Consider the following 15,611-nt stretch of genomic DNA (forward strand, 5'->3'; position numbering starts at 1 on the left):
ACGGGAGTTAAGGGGTCGGCGTCAGCGCCAGAACGGCGCCACGTACTTCAGGTACAGCCAGTCGCCGAGGCTCCGCTCACCCGCGTCCACCACAGCCTGGCCAGTTGTCCCCGGCGCGAGCCGCCCACCGTCGAGGACGACCCCGGCGACCGGCACCTTCAGCGAGTCGAGCCCGGTCACGGGGACGAACGCGGAGAACGGCACCGACAGGTCCACGAAGTCGCCGGACGCGACCTCGGCCGTGCCGAGCTGCTTCTGGAGAACAACCCCGCCGCTCAGCAACTTCACCTCGGCGCCGGGCTCAATGGCGTCCCGGTCGGTCGTCCCGGTCGCCACCAGGACCGTCCGCCCCCGCTCCTCCACGAACCCGCCGGTCACGGTGTACGGCACGGAGATCCCCAGCAGCGCCGCCGCAACCAGCCCGACCGCCGCTACGGAGACGGTCACCCGTCGCCACCCGACCGCCCCCGCCGTCCGCGCCTCCGCAAGCAGCCTGCGGGCGCCGACGTACACGCGCAGCGACAGATACCCGAGCGCGACGGAGACGAGGACCGCACCCACCATCCCCGCGCTCTCCAGAACCGACCCCCACAGCGTGAAGGCCATGCTGACGACATACAGCGGGAACAGCATGCAGGCCAGCCCGAACAAGGGCGCCCACTCGACGCCGGGCAGCTCCCGCTCGTACCGCCCGCCGAACAGCAGCCGGGCGACGAGGCGGCGGGCGTCCGTGATGGACCGGTCCCGCAGGTGGGAGATGTCGAGGTGGCTCATCAGCGCCAGGTAGCCGTCGAGCTTGACGAACGGGATGGTGTTGAAGAGGCCGGAGACGTAGTTGGTGACCGTGAGGAGCAGCAGGAAATCACGCACAGCGGGGTTTCCCCCCGCCACCGCCACGACCACCGAACCGACGCCCGCGAGACCGGCGATGACCGTCTGGGTGGCGATCCCGGCGAGCGCGACCCGTACGCGCTGCCGGTTCCTCGGCAGCCGCCAGCCGTCGGAGACGTCGCAGAAGAACGCGGGTGTCAGGTAGAAGAGCATGAAGCCCATACGGCTGGGCCGGCCGCCGTAGTGGCTCAGGACCAGGCCGTGCGACAGCTCGTGGAGCATGGTGCCGCAGTAGGTGACGACGAGCAGCGCGAGCAGCGCCGGCAGGGAGATCGGCTCGGACAGGGCGGCGATCGTCGTCTGCGCCTGGGCGACGAGCGACAGCAGCCCCGCCCCGGCGAGGGTCGCGGCCACGATCGCCCAACCCCGGTGTGCGAGGCGGGCGGTGAGCGGGCGGAACACGTTCAGCATGCGTTCCGGGCGGACCACGGTGAACTGGACGGTGAGCGGCGGGACGAACGTGATCCGGCGCTCCCGGCGCGGTTTGTCGGCCGCGTCTTCGAGAAGCCCCGTGCGCTGAGCGCGCAGCAGCCCCTCGCCGACCAGCTCGACCGACCAGCCCAGCTCCTTCGCCATGTCCTCGGCGTCACGGGTGCCGTCGGCCAGCCGCAGGAGGCTCGCCATCCCGGCGGCCACCCGCAGGTAGCGCTGCGCGCCGGACTGGACGAGCCAGGGGGCGCCGTCCTCGATCGGCTCGTGGACCCGGGCGTCCGGCGCCAGGCGGGGACGCTCGGGCAGCGGTGCCGGGGGCTTCTCCTCCTGGCGCCGCTTCAGGGCCGTTCTCACGGAAGGTCCCGGCGCAGGAACAGGGTCCGGGCGGCGGCCGTGCCCGCGCCGATCCACACCGCGAGCACCAGCAGGGCCCACGGGATCGGCAGCAGGTTCTCGTTGCCGCCCCGGTACACGGACGCCATGGCTTCGTCGATGGTGAGCCTGCCGATCGCCGGGGCGAGCCGCAGCAGGCCCTCGCCGACCAGCCAGGTGCTGACCAGCAGGACGAGGATCGAGGCGACCTGCTGCCGGATCAACAGCCCGAGCAGCGCCCCCCACACGGCGCCGACCACGATGGTCAGCATCACCCCGAGCAGCGTCCACGTCGTGGTCGCCGTCCACTCCGGCTGCCGGTCGTGCCCGGTGAGGAACAGCCACGGGCTGACGGCGGCCAGCACCCCGGCCGCGAGGGCGAACACCGCGCCGCTGCCGACGACGGCGAGCAGCTTGGCCGTGAGCAGCCGCGCCCGCCCGCCGCTCAGCAGCACCGACCGGCTGATGGCGCCGTTCCCGAACTCCCGGGTCACCGCGAGCAACGCGACGACGGCGGCGGCGAGTTCGATCATGAACCAGCCCTGCACCAGCGTGGAGGTGATCTCCGCGGTGCTGCCGCCGCCGGGGTTCTTGTCCGCATCCTGCTGGACGAACCCGGCGTCGGCCATCACACACATCAGGACGGCGGCCGCGGCGACCGCCCACCAGGCGCGCCCGGTCCAGATCTTGCGCCACTCGGCTCCGATCAGGTCACGCACGAACGTCCTCCTTCACGGTGGGGTCGGCCAGGTCGAAGAAGCGGCTCTCCAGGCTGAGTTCGCCGTTCCTCGTGAGTTCGGCGGCGGTGCCGCTGTAGCGCAGGGTCTTCTGGAGGATGACGATGTCGTCGGCCATCTGCTCGACCTCCGCCAGGATGTGGCTGGAGACCAGCACGGTGCGGCCCTCGTCCGCGAGGGAGCGCAGGAGTTCGCGGAGCCAGCGGATGCCGTCGGGGTCGAGGCCGTTGGCGGGTTCGTCGAGGATGAGCAGTTCGGGGTCCGCGAGCAGCGCGGTGGCCAGGGCGTGCCGCTGCCGCATGCCCTGTGAGTAGTCGCGGAGTCTGCGGTGGGCGTCGGAGGCGAGTCCCACCTGTTCGAGGACGTCGTCCACCCGTGTGCGGGGCAGGCCGCAGGTCTGGGCCCAGATCCGCAGGTCGGCGCGGCCGGAGGCGGCGGCGGAGGGGCCGATGCCGTCGATGCTGACGCCCACCCGGTGCGCCGCTCCGGGCAGTTGTGCGTACGGATGGCCGAAGATCGTGGCGCTGCCCGCCGTCGGGCACGCGAGCCCCAGCAGCATCCGCAGAGTCGTCGTCTTTCCGGCCCCGTTGCGCCCGAGGAGGCCCACCACCCGGCCCGAACGGACGGTGAACGACACGTCCTCGACGGCGGTCAGCTCGCCGTAGCGTTTCGTGAGTCCTGTGATGTCGATGGCGTCGGTCACGCCACGTCCTCCCCTGCGGCTTCGGGCCGCACGTATATTCGTCGGTGCGGCCCTGTTCCGGACGCCAATGGCCGGCGTCCGGAACAGGGCACTGTCCGTCAGGCACCGCACCGTCAGGTCGCGATGACCGAGGTGACGGCGATGGTGCTGTAGGCGGCGCTGACGCCGGCCGAGATGGCGGCGCTGGCGAGGAAGCTGTCCCACCAGTCAGGCGCCTCCATGCCCTCCAGCTCCTCCATGGACAGCTCCTGCATGGCCAGTTCCAGAGCGGGGTTCGTGTTCTCCTTCATTTCTTTCACCTCCTTCCCGATGTCCTGGCTCTCTCCGATCCGGGGATCAGGTGGCGAGCGTGACGATGGAGACGTACGAGATGACGCCTCCCGCGCTCAGGCCGCCGATGGCGCTGAGAGCGGCGCTCCAGCTGAAGTCGGGGGCGTCGAGCGCCTCCAGCTCCCGCATGTCCAGCTGCTGGTCCAGCTCCTGGAGAGCCAGCTCCAGGGGCGCGGACGTGGTGCTGTTCACGGTCTGCATGTTGTTTTCCCCCTCCCGTGGTGTTTCGGGCCGTCCGCCGGCGATGGCCGGCGGAAGTCTGTGGTGGGCGGCTGACGGACGGCCTGGTCCATCACCCGCCGGATGTCGGCGAGCGTGAGCGCGCCCAGGGTGGGCAGTCCGTCACCCCACGCGCGCAGCGTGGACCGGGCGATCAGCTCCGTCCGCTCCGCGCTCGCGTCGATGCCGCGTTCGATCAGCCAGGTGTCCAGCAGGGACTCGATCCCCTCGACCGGGTCGGCCGGGAGGGCCGGCAGGTGGACCGAGGTGACGGCCTGCCAGAGCCGGCGCAGCCGGGGTGCGGACCCCCAGCGGACGTCGCCCTCCGCGATGCGCCGCCACAGGGGTGGCAGCACGGCGGCGGCGGCCGTCATCTTGCGCAGGCCGAGGCCGGTGGACAGCTCGTTGGCGAGGTACCAGCCCTTGCAGGCGCAGGGGTCGCGGCCCTGGTTGAACCACGGGCCGTGGCTCACGCCGCTGAGCTTGGCGATCTCCAGGCGCAGCGCGTCGCCGGGGGTTTCGCCGGCCCGCCGGACGGACGCCAGCTCGGCGCCGAGCATGGTCAGCCGCTCGATCAGCGTCAGGGTGAAGGCGTCCTCCGAGGGGAGGTCCCGCGGGTCCCCCACGTACATCCCGGCGACCCGGAAGAACACCTCGAAGACGCCCTCGGCGAGGAGTTCCACGGGCAGGGTCCGGGTGGCGACCGGGTCGAGCACCGCCACGTCCGGCTGGAGCCCGTTGCCGAGCACCAGGCGTTTGCCGCTCGGTCCCGCGAGGCAGGCGCCGCCGCTCAGCTCGCTGCCGGTGCCGACGGTCGTCGGGACGGTGACGACGGGCACCGCGGGCTCCGCCTCGGCCGGGAGCAGCACAAGACCGCTCCGGCCGCGCATCGCCAGCCGGTCCCGGACCACGGGAGCCGAGCCCATCAGGACGGCCAGCTTGGTCTGGTCGAGCAGGGTCCCGCCGCCGACGGCCACGACGAGTTCGCTGTCGCGCAGCCGCTCGGCCAGCGCCGTCACGCTCTCCAGCGTGCCGGGGCCGTCCGGTACGAGCCGCTGCACCGGCCGTCCCGCCCACGCCGCGCAGGCGAGTATCCGGTCCACCGTCTCCGACTCGGCGACGGCCGGGTCCGCGAGCAGGGTCAGCGTCCGCCCCTTCTGGTGGGGCAGCCACTTGGCCAGTCCGCCGATGCCGTGCACCACCTGGGTGGGGCGTCGACCGCTCAGGTTCCACACCGTGTCCACTCAGACCGCCTCGGCCTGCCGGGCGTGCGCGGCCACCCCGGCCCGCACGCAGTCGAGGAGTTCGGTGACCTCGTCGTCGGTGTAGACCAGTGCGGGAAGGATCTGCACGCCGTTGACGCTGGGGTGGACGATCGCGCCGGCCTCGCGGATCGCGGCGACGACCTCCGGGACCTCCCGCTGCGGCAGCGGCTCTCCGCCGGGCGTGCTGAGCCGGATGGACCGGAAGCAGCCAATGCCCGTGGTGCCCGAGACCAGCGGTTCGGTGGCGACCAGGTCCGCCAGCCGTACGTCCAGCACGGCCGACAGGCGCCGCGCGGAGGCGACCGCGTCGAGTCGACGCATCTCCTCCACGGTGGCGAGGATCGCCGCGCAGGTGACGGGAGTTCCGGCCTGGGTCTCGCCGTGGACGAACATGTCGCCGGCCGCGTCGAAGGGTTCGGCGAGCGCCCTGGGCAGCAGGACGGCCGCCGCGGCGTGGGTGCCGTTGGTCAGGCCCTTCGACGTGATCAGCAGATCCGGCGGGGCCGGCCAGCGCTGGGAGGCGAAGAAGTCGCCGGTGCGGCCGAAGCCCGTGGCGACCTCGTCGGCGACGAGGAGGAAGCCGTGCCGGTCCCGGAGTTCGAGCAGCGCCCGAACGTACTCCGGGGTGAGGGGAACCGCCCCGCTGCCGAGCACCGGCTCCACCACGACCGCCGCGATCCGGCTGCCCTGCTGGGCCGCCAACTGGGCGATCTCCTCAACGGAGTTGGGGGACACATGGCGGACGAGACGCTGGTCGACGCCGTAGACGGACTGGCCGAGGTTCTCGCCGGTGAGCGCGAACCCGCCGAACGTCAGCCCGTGATAACTGTCCCGCAGGCCCACGACGAGCTTGCGCGCACCGTCCCCGCGCAGGGCGTGGTAGTGCCGGGTCAGCTTCATCACGAGGTCGTTGGCGGCACCTCCGGAGGTCGAGAAGACGACCCGGCCGTAGTGGTCCGCGCCCGCCGCCTCGACCAGCGCCCGCGCCGCACGCCTCGCGTAGACGTTCTCGTAGCGGAACACCGACAGGTAGGAGGCATCGCGCAGGGCGGCGGCGCAGGCTTCCGCGATGGCCTCGTTGCCGAAGCCGAGGTTCGCGTTCCACAGGCCGCTGGTGCCGCAGAGCAGTTCACGGCCGTCCAGGAAGCGGATGCGGACGCCGTCCGCCGAGACGGCGCACAGGTCGTCCGCTCCGTGCAGACGGGGTTCGAGCAGGGAGGGCCAGAGTTCGGTGGACATCAGGCGGCCTCCGCTTCCAGCAGCACAGCGGTGTGGCGGGGGGAGGCGGCGGGCAGGGTGTGCCGCGCGACGACGCGCAGTCCCGCCGACGCCAGCTCCCGGGTGAGGTCGTCGGGGGGCAGGACCCGGATGGCCGTGGTGAACGCGGGTACCGGTCCGTCCTGCGGTGTCTCCCGCTCGGGAGGCAGGATGGTGACCTTGCGCACCTCCTGGCCGGACCGCCAGTGCTCGATCATCCGGTAACGCCGGCCACTGGCACCCGCGGCCTCCAGGTCGAGGTCGTCCCCGTCGGCGCCGTCCACGTCGACCGTGGAGAGCAGGAACCTGCCGCCGGGCCGGAGGTGGGCGCGGACGGCCGCGTAGAGCCCGGCCCTGCCGTCGGCGCCGAGCAGCGAGATGGACGTCGTACCGAGGACGACGACGGCGAAGGTGGCGCCGAGCGCGAACGCCGACATGTCTCCCTGGACCACGGTGCAGCGCCCCCCGATCCCCGCCGGGGCCTCGGCGAGCCGCTCCTTGAGGAGGGCGACCATGCTCTCCTTCAGCTCCAGGGCCGTGACCTCACGGCCCAGCGCGAGCAGGGGGAGTGTCAACCGGCCGGAACCGGCGGCGAGTTCGAGGACCGGGCCGGGGACGGCACGGACGGCCCGGGTCAGTTCCCTGATCTCGGTGGTGTCGGCGGCGGCGAGGTCGTGGTAGACGGAGGCGCCTGCCTCGTCGTACAGGTCGTGCACGCGGACTCGGTCGCCGTACCTGGCGAGGACCTCGCCGGCGAGGCCCGGGACCGCCGCGGTTCGGGTCGTCGTCATGCGGTCGCCTCCAGCACACGTGCCAGGGGAACTCCCTTGTCGGCAAAGAACGCGAGGACCCGCTCGACCTCGGCCCGGTCCGCGTGCCGCGTCGCGGCTTCGTCGGCGCCGAGGACCAGCAGCAGTTCCGTGATCTCCGCCGCCCGGCGGCCGAGTTGGAAGGTCCGGTCGAGGCCCGGGACCCTGACGTACGCCCGCTCCGGCGTCCAGCACAGGATCGGCGCCTCGGCGTCGTCGGCGTTCGAAGCCCTCTCGGTGTACAAGGCACCTTCGGCCTCGGCGAGTTCGGGGACGAGCCGGTGGCCGAACCCTGAAACCCTGGGCTCCGTGATCCCCCGCGTCTGGAGGTCGCGCAGCACGTCCAGCGTCGTCAAGTAGCGTGCGAGCCAAGGGCGTTGGTGTACAGCCGGGCCGCGCACCTCCTCCGGGACGGCCGCGCCGAGCGGCACCGTGCCGGGCACCTCGCTCGCCGCGTTCAGCCGCTCCCACTCCGCGCGCAGGACGGCCGCCGAGTCCCCGGCGGTCCCCAGCCGCAGCCCCTGCGGCGAGACCGAGACGCCGCCGTCCCGGCCCACGTAGAGCCTGGTACCCGGACCGTCACCGGGGACCCGGGCGCCGAGCGCGGAGAGGTCCGCGAGCTGCACGGCCGGGCTGACCGCGAACGCGGCGAACCGGCCCTCCGTCCGCGCGGCGTCGGCGTCCGCGAGGAACAGGTCGAAGTCCGTGTCGCCGGACATCCGCACGAGCGTCGTGCCGAGCAGCGACATGTACGGGCTGACGCCGTAGTCCTGGATCTGGAGGAAGAGGACGTCGTCGACCGACGCGTCGCCTTCCGAGCCGCTCAGCGAGCCCTCGTAGCCGACGACGGTGGCACCGGACCGGTCGTCGCGACCCTGCTGCACCGCCGGAGCCTCCGGGACGAGGACGAGCGTCCCCGGTCCCACGGCGTCGGAGCCGAGCACAGCGTCCAGACCGGCCGCGTCCTCCAGGACGACGGTGGCGGCGGTACCCGGTGCCTCAGCGGTCAGCGGGCGCCCGGTGACCCAGGAACGCAGGTGGTGGCCCACACGGGCGATCAGTTCCTCATTCACCGGAGTCCCTCCTGTTCCGCGCCCACGGCGGCCAGAATCTGCTTCAAGTCGTCCATTGCAGCGCTCGCTCCGTAGAGTCGGCACACGCCCGTGAGGTTCAGCACGATTTCATCGACCCCGGCATCCCGATACTCGTCGAGCTGCTTCACGATCTGGTCGAGATTCCCGAAGACGAACGCCCCGGATTCCGCCATGAGCCGCGCGGCCGATTTCGAATCGCTCTCGGTGAAATCGATGCCCGCCTTTCCGAGCATGTCGATATAGTGCGGCGCCTGCATATGCGCCGCATTGCTCGCCAGCACGAAATCGGAGACGTCCCGGTCGGGGCGTTCCAGCGCCACCGGCACCATCGCCGTGATCCTCGGCACGGCCCGGCCCGCCGCGCTCGCCCCCTCCCGCAGCGCGGGGCGGACGACGCCGTCGACGTAGGCCGCCGGCGTGAGCCAGGTGATCGCCACGTCCGCGACCTCGCCCGCGAGGCGGGCCATGCCGGGGCGCAGCACCCCGAGCCCGAGGTGCACGGGCGGCGACATCGCCGGGCCCATCCCCGCGTGGCAGGTGTAGTACTCGCCGTCGAAGTCGACCGGGTCACCGCTGAGCAGCCCTCGGACCACCGTCATGTACTCACGGACCGCCGTGAGCTGGCTGCGGTAAGGAGCGCCGAGCAGGCTCTGCTGGAACGTCTTCGCACCCGGCCCGAAGCCGGCCACGACCTCTTCACCGGTCGCCATCGCCAAGGTCTTGACCTTGTGCGCGGCCTCGAACGGATGCCGCAGCGGCATCAGGGTGACTCCGAGGCCGGTCGGCACCCGGAATCCGGAGCCGGCCAGAGCGGAGAACGTCTGGAAAGGCTCCATCAGCAGGCTCTGCCCCTGCCAGAGCCTGGCGGCTCCCGTCCATTCCACCAGCGCCGCGAAAGGAAGAACCTGTTCCGTCCGGCGCGGCAGAAATGGCACCAATACCGAGTAGTCCATTCATCCCCCCGGATCGCAACTTCTGGCGTCGACTTCCGACGTCGTGAATATTTCCAGAGGGATCAGTGAGCGCGCAATGACTTTCGCTGCAACTTGATGCAGGGGGAGCTTGCAGAAAAATGCACCCGGTAATTCCTGGCCGGGGACCTGCCGGACCCCAGATCAGCCAGACCCGCCGCTACGTCAAGGGACGCTCGCACCTCTCGAAGGACGCCATGCTCCGCATGGGAGACACGTTCCTGCCCGCCCCGAAAGTTGCTCCCGCACCCGCAACTGAGACTGGAACCGAGACTGGGGACCGCCGCGCGGCACGCGCTCAGCGCCGCCGCCGTATCCGGTAAAAGCAAAAGCCCCAGGTCACGGCGAGTGAGTCCTGAGGCTTCCACAGAGCCGCCTTCGGGATTCGAACCCGAGACCTACGCATTACGAGACCACGAGGGATCGTGTTGTGCGGTGCTTGGTCGTGCTGCCCAGTGACGTTCTGCCTGATCAGAGGATGCGCCGCGGGTTGGCCTGTACCACCTCGTGATGCACCGTCCAAAGGCGTCCGGCCACCGGGCGGCCACCACGAGCGCTATGGCCACGAGCATCGCCGCCTGCACCTGCCTTCCACACCTGTTGTGGCAGACCTACAAGTCACGGAGGATGCGCGCTCCGGCGGGTGGCCTACGAAACCGGCAAAGAGCGGCATCGGCGGGAGTTCACCGGACGTCGACGTAGTCGGTGACCTGGGCGCTTCTGAGGTAGTGGTCTCCGGTCTGGCGGCTGAGGGCGATGGCCCAGGTGCCGTCCTGTTTGGCGGTCTCCATGCCGATGAGGTGGCCGTGCCTGTCGGTGCCCAGTTCGGTGACGTAGCGGTATGTGGTGGAGCCACGGGGCTTGAAGTAGAGGGTGGGGGAACCGCCGTAGAGCGGCTTCCAGGTGGTGCCGTTCTTGTACTGGAGGGTGCCGGCGAAACTGAACGCCTGGTTCTTGCGGACCGGGTTCGCTGAGGCGTGGAAGCCGGTGATGCGGGTGGCGTAGCGGTAGAGGTGGACGGGTTTGGTGGTGTTGGTCGCCAGGTCGGGATTGCCGTCGAAGCGGGCGCGCCAGTAGGCGTTGGTGTTCGTCGTGGTGAGGGTGCGGGCGAAGTCCTCCTCGAACAGGGGCTTGTTGTAGCGGATCTTGATGGGGATCGTGGTCGCGTTCTTCCAGCCGCTCTTGCCGTCCTTGGAGTACTGCAGGGTGACGGTGGGCTTGGCGGGCCAGTGGGCGCGTGCGTCTTCGTAGTAGACGTAGCCGGAGACCTTGAGGGACGAGGTGTCGGTGAGGTCCGCGCTCATGTCGAGGTGGGTGGCGTAGGCGACATGGAGGCTGAAGGGTTCGGTGGCAAGTTGCTGGAAGGGCATGTAGTCGGTGCCCGCTATGAGTTCGGCTGCCGGGGCGGCGTTGTAGGAGGAGACGTGCAGCGTGTAGACGCCGTGGCTGTCGGTGGTGGTCTCGCCGACCTCGAAGGAGGGACGGTTGCTTGCGTCAAGCCCGGCGAGGGAGATCGTGGTGTTCGGCAGTGGCTGCCAGCCGGCGGTGGTCTGGATCTCGGCGCGGCCGGTGACGGTGCCGGTGGCGCCCTGCTTCAGGTTCAGGGCGTGCGTGCTCGCGGTGAAGCGGACGGGTGCCTGGGTGGTGTGCAGGGACTTCTTGGGGCTCAACAGGTCGATCGCGCCCGGGTAGTTGACGGAGGCCCCGGGAGCGGCCGTCAGGTCGATGGACGTCTGGACGGGGACGAAGGCGGCGGTGAAGCGGCCGTCGGCCGTGGTGGTCGCGTTCATCCGCCCCCGCCCGGTCTCGATGTCGACGGGTACGCCGGCGGCGGGAGTTGGGGTGTCCGGGTGGCGGGGGTCCGTGGCGACGGCGGTGCCGCTGACGGTGACCTGCTGGTGGAGGTAGTCCGGCACGGCGGGGGTGGCGGTCAGCTCGGGGATCCTGACCAGGGTCTGATACCGCAGCGTGTGCGGGGAGAGGGCGCCGGTGACGGTGGCGCCGGAGGCGTCCTCAAGGTCGACGGTGACCCGGTAGTCGCCGAGGTCGGCCAGATGGACCGGCGCCCGCCAGACCCCTGACGTCGCGTCCTGTCCGGTGTACTGGGTGAAGTCCTCGGTCGATCCGGCTTCCGGTCCGCCCGCCGGTGCGTCCAGCGGATAGAAGTGGGCCGTGATGTGCGTGAGAGGCCGGTCCGAGTGCGCGGTCACGAAGACCAGCCCCGGTTCGTACCAGCCGTCCGCGTCGGACAGGACGGGGCCGCCGGTGGTGTTGTCCGCGTGGGCCGGGGCGAGGCCCGCGAAGAGGGTGGCGGACAGGGCGGTTGCCGTGGCTGCCGCCAGGAAGGTGCTGCGTCTCAAGATGGTTCCCCCCAGAGAATCGGACGACTTCGAGCATGAGCATGAGGATCGAGAATTTTAGTGACGTGCTCTGACGGGGCGGTGCTTGGGGGCGCCGTCAGGGGCGGCTGCGCAAACTGACGGGCCCATCAGCGCGAGGCGCTCGCCCAGGAACTGCTTGGGCGAGCGCCTGAACGCCCTTAGTGGATCAGCCGAGTTGGCTGACAACAGCGTTGTCGCCCTTCGCTGCGGCGTCGGCGGGCGGCAGGGCCGTGTCGTAGATGTGGATGTCACTGACCTTGCCGTTGGCGTACTCGCCGTAGGTGCCCTGGTAGAGGCGGCGGCCGATCTGGACGGGACCGGCGGCGTTCCAGGAAGTGCCGCTGTAGGTCTTGGCGCCGGACTGGCGGCCGTTGACGTAGAGGGTGAGTTGGTTGGTGGAGGCGTCGTAGACGCCGACCAGGTGGGTCCATTGGCCGATGGTTGGGGAGCCGCCGTAGACGGCCGTGAAGGACGTACTGGTGGTGTCGTCGTTGTGGCGGCTGAAGGCCCAGGCCTGTTTGGCGGAGGAGTAGTACAGCTGGAGTCCGTTGGCGTTGCCCGCGCTGTCGGACTGCGAGAGGAAGGTCGAATTGGCGGTGAGGGACGCGGGGTTGACCCACGCCGAGACGGTGAAGCTCTTGGACGTGTCGACGGCCGGTCCGCTCGTGGCGGCGTATCCGGTGGTGCCCGTGAGGTTGAGGACCTTGCCGCGGGTGGTGTCGGTGGTCCAGGAAGAGGCGCCGCTCAGGGTGGCGCCGAGGGTGCCGACGCTGTCCTTTGCGGTGGTGCCGGTGCCGTCGTCGAGAGTCCATCCGTGGGTGGCGGTGTTGGTGACCGTGCCCAGGGAGACGGGGTCGCCGAAGATGTACTGGGGCGGGGAGACGAGGACCTTGCTCCGGATGTACGGATATTCCGTGAGCCCGCCGTGGGTGTCCACGGCGTACAGGTCGGGGTTGCCGTCGGGTCCGCCGGTCGGGCTGTTGAGGTCGCCCGGTGAGGCGACGACGGGGTAGGTGCTCGGTGACAGGGTCAGCGGCAGGTTGGCGTGTGTGGAGGCGTGCAGGAGTGCGGGCAGCCCGTTGGCGTCGACAGTGAGCGGGTAGCTGTAGAGCGCCCCGGTGGAGTTGTCCCGCGCCCACAGGGTGGGCGTGCCCTGGAACTTGCCGGGCGCGATCAGCGTGAGGCCTGACCAGTCGCCGTCACCGAGAAGGATCGGGTCGGCGAGGTGCTTGCCGTTGTCGGTCTGGTAGATCCACAGCTTGCCGTTCTGCACCGTGATGACGGCCGGGTGGCCCTGCTGGTTTCCGTAGACGTCGCCGGGTGCGATGAGTTGGGTGATGTTCCAGGGCGTGGCCGGGTCGTATCCGGCACCCGCGCAACGGCTGTCGGGAACGGTCGGCTGGCAGGGGTCCTTGGTCACGGGGTCGCCGGGACGCTTGCCGATGTAGCCGGGGAAACTGGACCACGGGTCGAGCTGGGCGGCACTGTCGTCCACCGGATCGAGGTCGTTTGGGACGACGTACAACTGGGACGTCTTGCGGTTGTAGGCAAAGAGGTCGTCGACGTCCGCGCCGTGCAGATTGCCCCGGTGGGCGACGAGGTAGTTGTTCCAGCTGGTTCCGTCGGGCGAGTCGGCCGGGGTGGAGACGAGTACCGGGCCGCTGATCGCGGGAGCAGTGCTGACCTGCCCGGTCTGGGCAGGGGTGGCGGTCTGGGCGGGATCGGTGTCGCCGGGGATCAGTTCGAGGTCGCCGCTCTTGGTGGTGGCGAGCAGGTCGGGAATGCCGTCGCCGCTGATGTCACCCGGTGTGATTTCTGTGTCGGGGTTCCACGGCACGGTGAAGGTGTAGCCGGCTGGGGCCTGGGAGATGTTGCCGGCCCCGTCGACGGCCGCAACGTACAAGGTGTGCACGCCCCATGTGGGCAAGGCATTGATGGGGATCTTGCCGGTTGCGGTGCCCTGGCTGTCGGTGCTGATGAGCGGCGCTGGTGTGCCGGTGGTGGCGGTGGGTTGGCTGTCCATCTGCCACAGGAAGTGGTCGACGCCACTCGACAGGCATGCGTTGGGCGTGCAGCTGCTGTCGGAGGGAGCGCCGTCCGCCGCGGTGACGGTGAAGCTGGTAGGGCTGCCGGTGTAGATGCCGTGGGCTGTGGAGCCTGTACCGACGGCCGGGACGTCGGAGTTGTCCGCGATATTCGGAGTGTCCGGCGGGGTGAAGTCGGTCTTGAACCAGCAGTGGTCGCTGATGTCGGAGGTCAGGCTCAGGGTGGAGTTGTTGTCCTGGGCGTAGACGTCCCAGCCGTATTCGTGGCCGTCCTTGAGCGTGAACCCGATCGGCATGGTGGCGTCCGAGCCGGATGAAAGGTAACCGCTGTCGGGGGTTGAGTCGCTGTAGGCGTTGCCGCTGGAGTCGAGGACGGTGCGGTCCCAGACGTGATAGTGCGCCTTCACGAGTTCGCCGGAGACGTTCGCTGTGACCTTGGAGTGCAGTTGGACGTTGCTTCCGGCGTCGGAGGAGGTGACTGCGCCGATCCAGCCATCGCCGCTCGTGACGCAGGAGCCGTCGGCTCCGTCGGCGGGTGGGGTGGTGGTGAGGCCGGTCGGGATGCCCGGGGGGATGTCGAACTTGACGGTCATAGTGAGTTTGCTGGACATCCGCAGGTAGTCGTCATTGCTGGACGAGATGCTCTCGTTGCCGTAAAGGGCGACGGTCCAGTAGTCGCCGCTGGAGCTGTGATAAGTCGCTATCCGCTGGGCCTGGTCGTGCACCTGGAACGACGCGGTGTGGTCGCTGCAACTGCTGCCGGAGTTGGACGCGCTGGGAATCGTGGTCTTGACGGGGTCGTAGCTGTCGTCGACAGGGAGGGGCTTGTTGTTCCAGTCGGTGCCGGAGTCGATCGATCCGGTGGTGTGCAAGGTGATCGGCTGGTTCTGTGAGCAGTCCCAGCTGGCCCCGTACGTGGAGCTCACCGTGATGAGCGCGTCGTAGACCTGCATGGAGGGATCGAGGCCGCTGGTGGGGATGGCGTAGTACGAGCGTTCCAGACCCGTGCCGCAGATGCCGCCCCAGCGCTGATAACCCACGCCCTCACCGACAGGCTGCGGCTTGTCGTACTGCGGGCTGTCCGAGCAGGTGGAGCTGGAGTAGACCTCGTCGTAGTGACCGGAGGTCTTGCTCACGGGGTTGCTGAACGGGTCGATGTACACCGGGTAGGTCGTGTCCGGGTCGTTGAGCACAGCCGTGTCCGGTGCCAGCGTGAGACCGCTGGAGGTGGTGCGCATCGGCACTGTGTCCACGTTGGCCCCCTCTCCGGGCCCGTCGACGGAAGACGTTGCGGGGGCGTCACCGGTCGCGGTGGAGGCTGCCGCGGATGCGGTCTTCGTCAGCGCGTTCGACGGGGTGCTGGAGTCCCACATCAGCGGGCGGGGGCTGACGTAGGCGACGGAGCCATCGGTGGCGGTGGCGTCCATGCCGCCCGAATCCGTGGCGGAAAGGGTCAGGCCCTGGGTGGAGGCGGCCTCAGTGAGCTGCTTGATGTGCGGGTCGGCGGCGGCCGTTGCGTCGTGGACGATCAGAACATCGCTGAACCCGCCCTGATCGGTGACCGACACGGACAGATCGACGCCGGGCAGCACCGACTTGTACACGGCCGTGCCGTCGCTGACGGTGGGCGTGGGCAGGGTGAAGGGCATGGTCAGAGCCATGCTGTGCCCGTCCTGGTTGGTGAGGGTGACCAAGGGACCGTTGCCACCGCTGGAGAGGGTGACGTCGTTCGGTGTGGCCTTGGGCGACAGTGTGCCGTCGGGATTTGTGGCGAGGGTGGCGTCGACGGGCGTCCAGACGCCGTCCTTTCGGACCCGTACCGGCATGACGTTGGTGGTGGAGGTGAACATGCCGTCGGGGTTGGCGGTGACGATGGAGGTTTCCGTGGTCAGCGACTCGACGGGCACGTCCTGGCCGCTGGCGACGGCGTCGGTCTGGGCGGCCAGCAGCGGATCGGTCGGCGCCGGATCGTCGGCGCTTGCCGAGGTGGCGGGAACGGTGAGCAACAGGCCTGCCAGCGCGGGTATCAGAACCAGACGGCGTATCAGTTCTCTTCGTCTACGTGACTTTCGGGCGTAACCGGCCAACACGAAACAGCTCCCCCT

Annotated in this window: 12 protein-coding genes and 1 pseudogene; 1 reads left to right on the forward strand and 12 read right to left on the reverse strand. The window is 69.9% G+C overall.

The features are described from left to right. Positions 1-21: 21 nt before the first annotated feature. From mpaP to AB0I69_RS05270, 10 genes are all read right to left on the reverse strand, one after another. On the reverse strand, positions 22-1,677 hold the full coding sequence (gene mpaP, locus AB0I69_RS05225) for a daptide biosynthesis intramembrane metalloprotease (RefSeq protein ID WP_363094205.1): 1,656 nt from the start codon (positions 1,675-1,677) through the stop codon (positions 22-24). Then, on the reverse strand, positions 1,674-2,414 hold the full coding sequence (locus tag AB0I69_RS05230; protein WP_363094206.1) for an ABC transporter permease: 741 nt from the start codon (positions 2,412-2,414) through the stop codon (positions 1,674-1,676). Before AB0I69_RS05230 ends, mpaP begins: the two co-directional genes overlap by 4 nt. Further along, positions 2,407-3,135 carry an ATP-binding cassette domain-containing protein gene (locus tag AB0I69_RS05235; protein WP_363094207.1) on the reverse strand — a complete coding sequence of 243 codons (729 nt, stop codon included), beginning with the start codon at positions 3,133-3,135 and terminating at the stop codon, positions 2,407-2,409. The genes AB0I69_RS05230 and AB0I69_RS05235 overlap by 8 nt, the downstream gene beginning before the upstream one ends. 113 nt (positions 3,136-3,248) lie before the next feature. Then, the gene (locus AB0I69_RS05240) at positions 3,249-3,425 is read right to left on the reverse strand and encodes a daptide-type RiPP (RefSeq protein ID WP_158002849.1); all 177 of its coding nucleotides are present in this window, start codon (positions 3,423-3,425) and stop codon (positions 3,249-3,251) included. Between the two features lie 46 nt (positions 3,426-3,471). Continuing rightward, positions 3,472-3,657 carry a daptide-type RiPP gene (locus tag AB0I69_RS05245; protein WP_200712699.1) on the reverse strand — a complete coding sequence of 62 codons (186 nt, stop codon included), beginning with the start codon at positions 3,655-3,657 and terminating at the stop codon, positions 3,472-3,474. Beyond that, complete coding sequence (mpaC, locus tag AB0I69_RS05250) at positions 3,654-4,928, reverse strand: daptide-type RiPP biosynthesis dehydogenase (protein ID WP_363094208.1); 1,275 nt, start codon at positions 4,926-4,928, stop codon at positions 3,654-3,656. The genes AB0I69_RS05245 and mpaC overlap by 4 nt, the downstream gene beginning before the upstream one ends. Next, a complete protein-coding gene (gene mpaD / locus AB0I69_RS05255) occupies positions 4,929-6,188 on the reverse strand; it encodes a daptide-type RiPP biosynthesis aminotransferase (RefSeq protein WP_363094209.1) in 1,260 nt (419 codons plus the stop codon). Then, positions 6,188-6,997: a daptide-type RiPP biosynthesis methyltransferase gene (gene mpaM, locus AB0I69_RS05260; protein WP_363094210.1), complete on the reverse strand. Its 810-nt coding sequence runs from the start codon at positions 6,995-6,997 to the stop codon at positions 6,188-6,190. Before mpaM ends, mpaD begins: the two co-directional genes overlap by 1 nt. Then, the gene (gene mpaB, locus AB0I69_RS05265; protein WP_363094211.1) at positions 6,994-8,088 is read right to left on the reverse strand and encodes a daptide biosynthesis RiPP recognition protein; all 1,095 of its coding nucleotides are present in this window, start codon (positions 8,086-8,088) and stop codon (positions 6,994-6,996) included. Before mpaB ends, mpaM begins: the two co-directional genes overlap by 4 nt. Then, positions 8,085-9,062: an LLM class flavin-dependent oxidoreductase gene (locus AB0I69_RS05270; protein ID WP_363094212.1), complete on the reverse strand. Its 978-nt coding sequence runs from the start codon at positions 9,060-9,062 to the stop codon at positions 8,085-8,087. Before AB0I69_RS05270 ends, mpaB begins: the two co-directional genes overlap by 4 nt. Before the next feature lie 158 nt (positions 9,063-9,220). Here AB0I69_RS05270 and AB0I69_RS05275 point away from each other — a divergent pair. Further along, positions 9,221-9,403, forward strand: a pseudogene (locus AB0I69_RS05275) (integrase); the annotation flags it as partial. A gap of 360 nt (positions 9,404-9,763) precedes the next feature. Here the strand turns inward: AB0I69_RS05275 and AB0I69_RS05280 are convergent. Further along, the gene (locus AB0I69_RS05280; protein WP_363094213.1) at positions 9,764-11,440 is read right to left on the reverse strand and encodes a hypothetical protein; all 1,677 of its coding nucleotides are present in this window, start codon (positions 11,438-11,440) and stop codon (positions 9,764-9,766) included. Between the two features lie 187 nt (positions 11,441-11,627). Next, positions 11,628-15,512, reverse strand: coding sequence for a LamG domain-containing protein (locus tag AB0I69_RS05285; protein WP_363094214.1), 3,885 nt, complete (start codon positions 15,510-15,512; stop codon positions 11,628-11,630). Between the last annotated feature and the right edge of the window lie 99 nt (positions 15,513-15,611).

The sequence above is a fragment of the Streptomyces sp. NPDC050508 genome, from assembly GCF_040655155.1.
GTDB lineage: Bacteria > Actinomycetota > Actinomycetes > Streptomycetales > Streptomycetaceae > Streptomyces.

Coding starts and splice junctions, on each gene's coding strand:
- AB0I69_RS05270 (WP_363094212.1), bottom strand. CDS start 9,062: ATGGACTACTCGGTATTGGTGCCATTTCTGCCGCGCCGGACGGAACAG.
- AB0I69_RS05240 (WP_158002849.1), bottom strand. CDS start 3,425: ATGAAGGAGAACACGAACCCCGCTCTGGAACTGGCCATGCAGGAGCTG.
- mpaD (WP_363094209.1), bottom strand. CDS start 6,188: ATGTCCACCGAACTCTGGCCCTCCCTGCTCGAACCCCGTCTGCACGGA.
- mpaM (WP_363094210.1), bottom strand. CDS start 6,997: ATGACGACGACCCGAACCGCGGCGGTCCCGGGCCTCGCCGGCGAGGTC.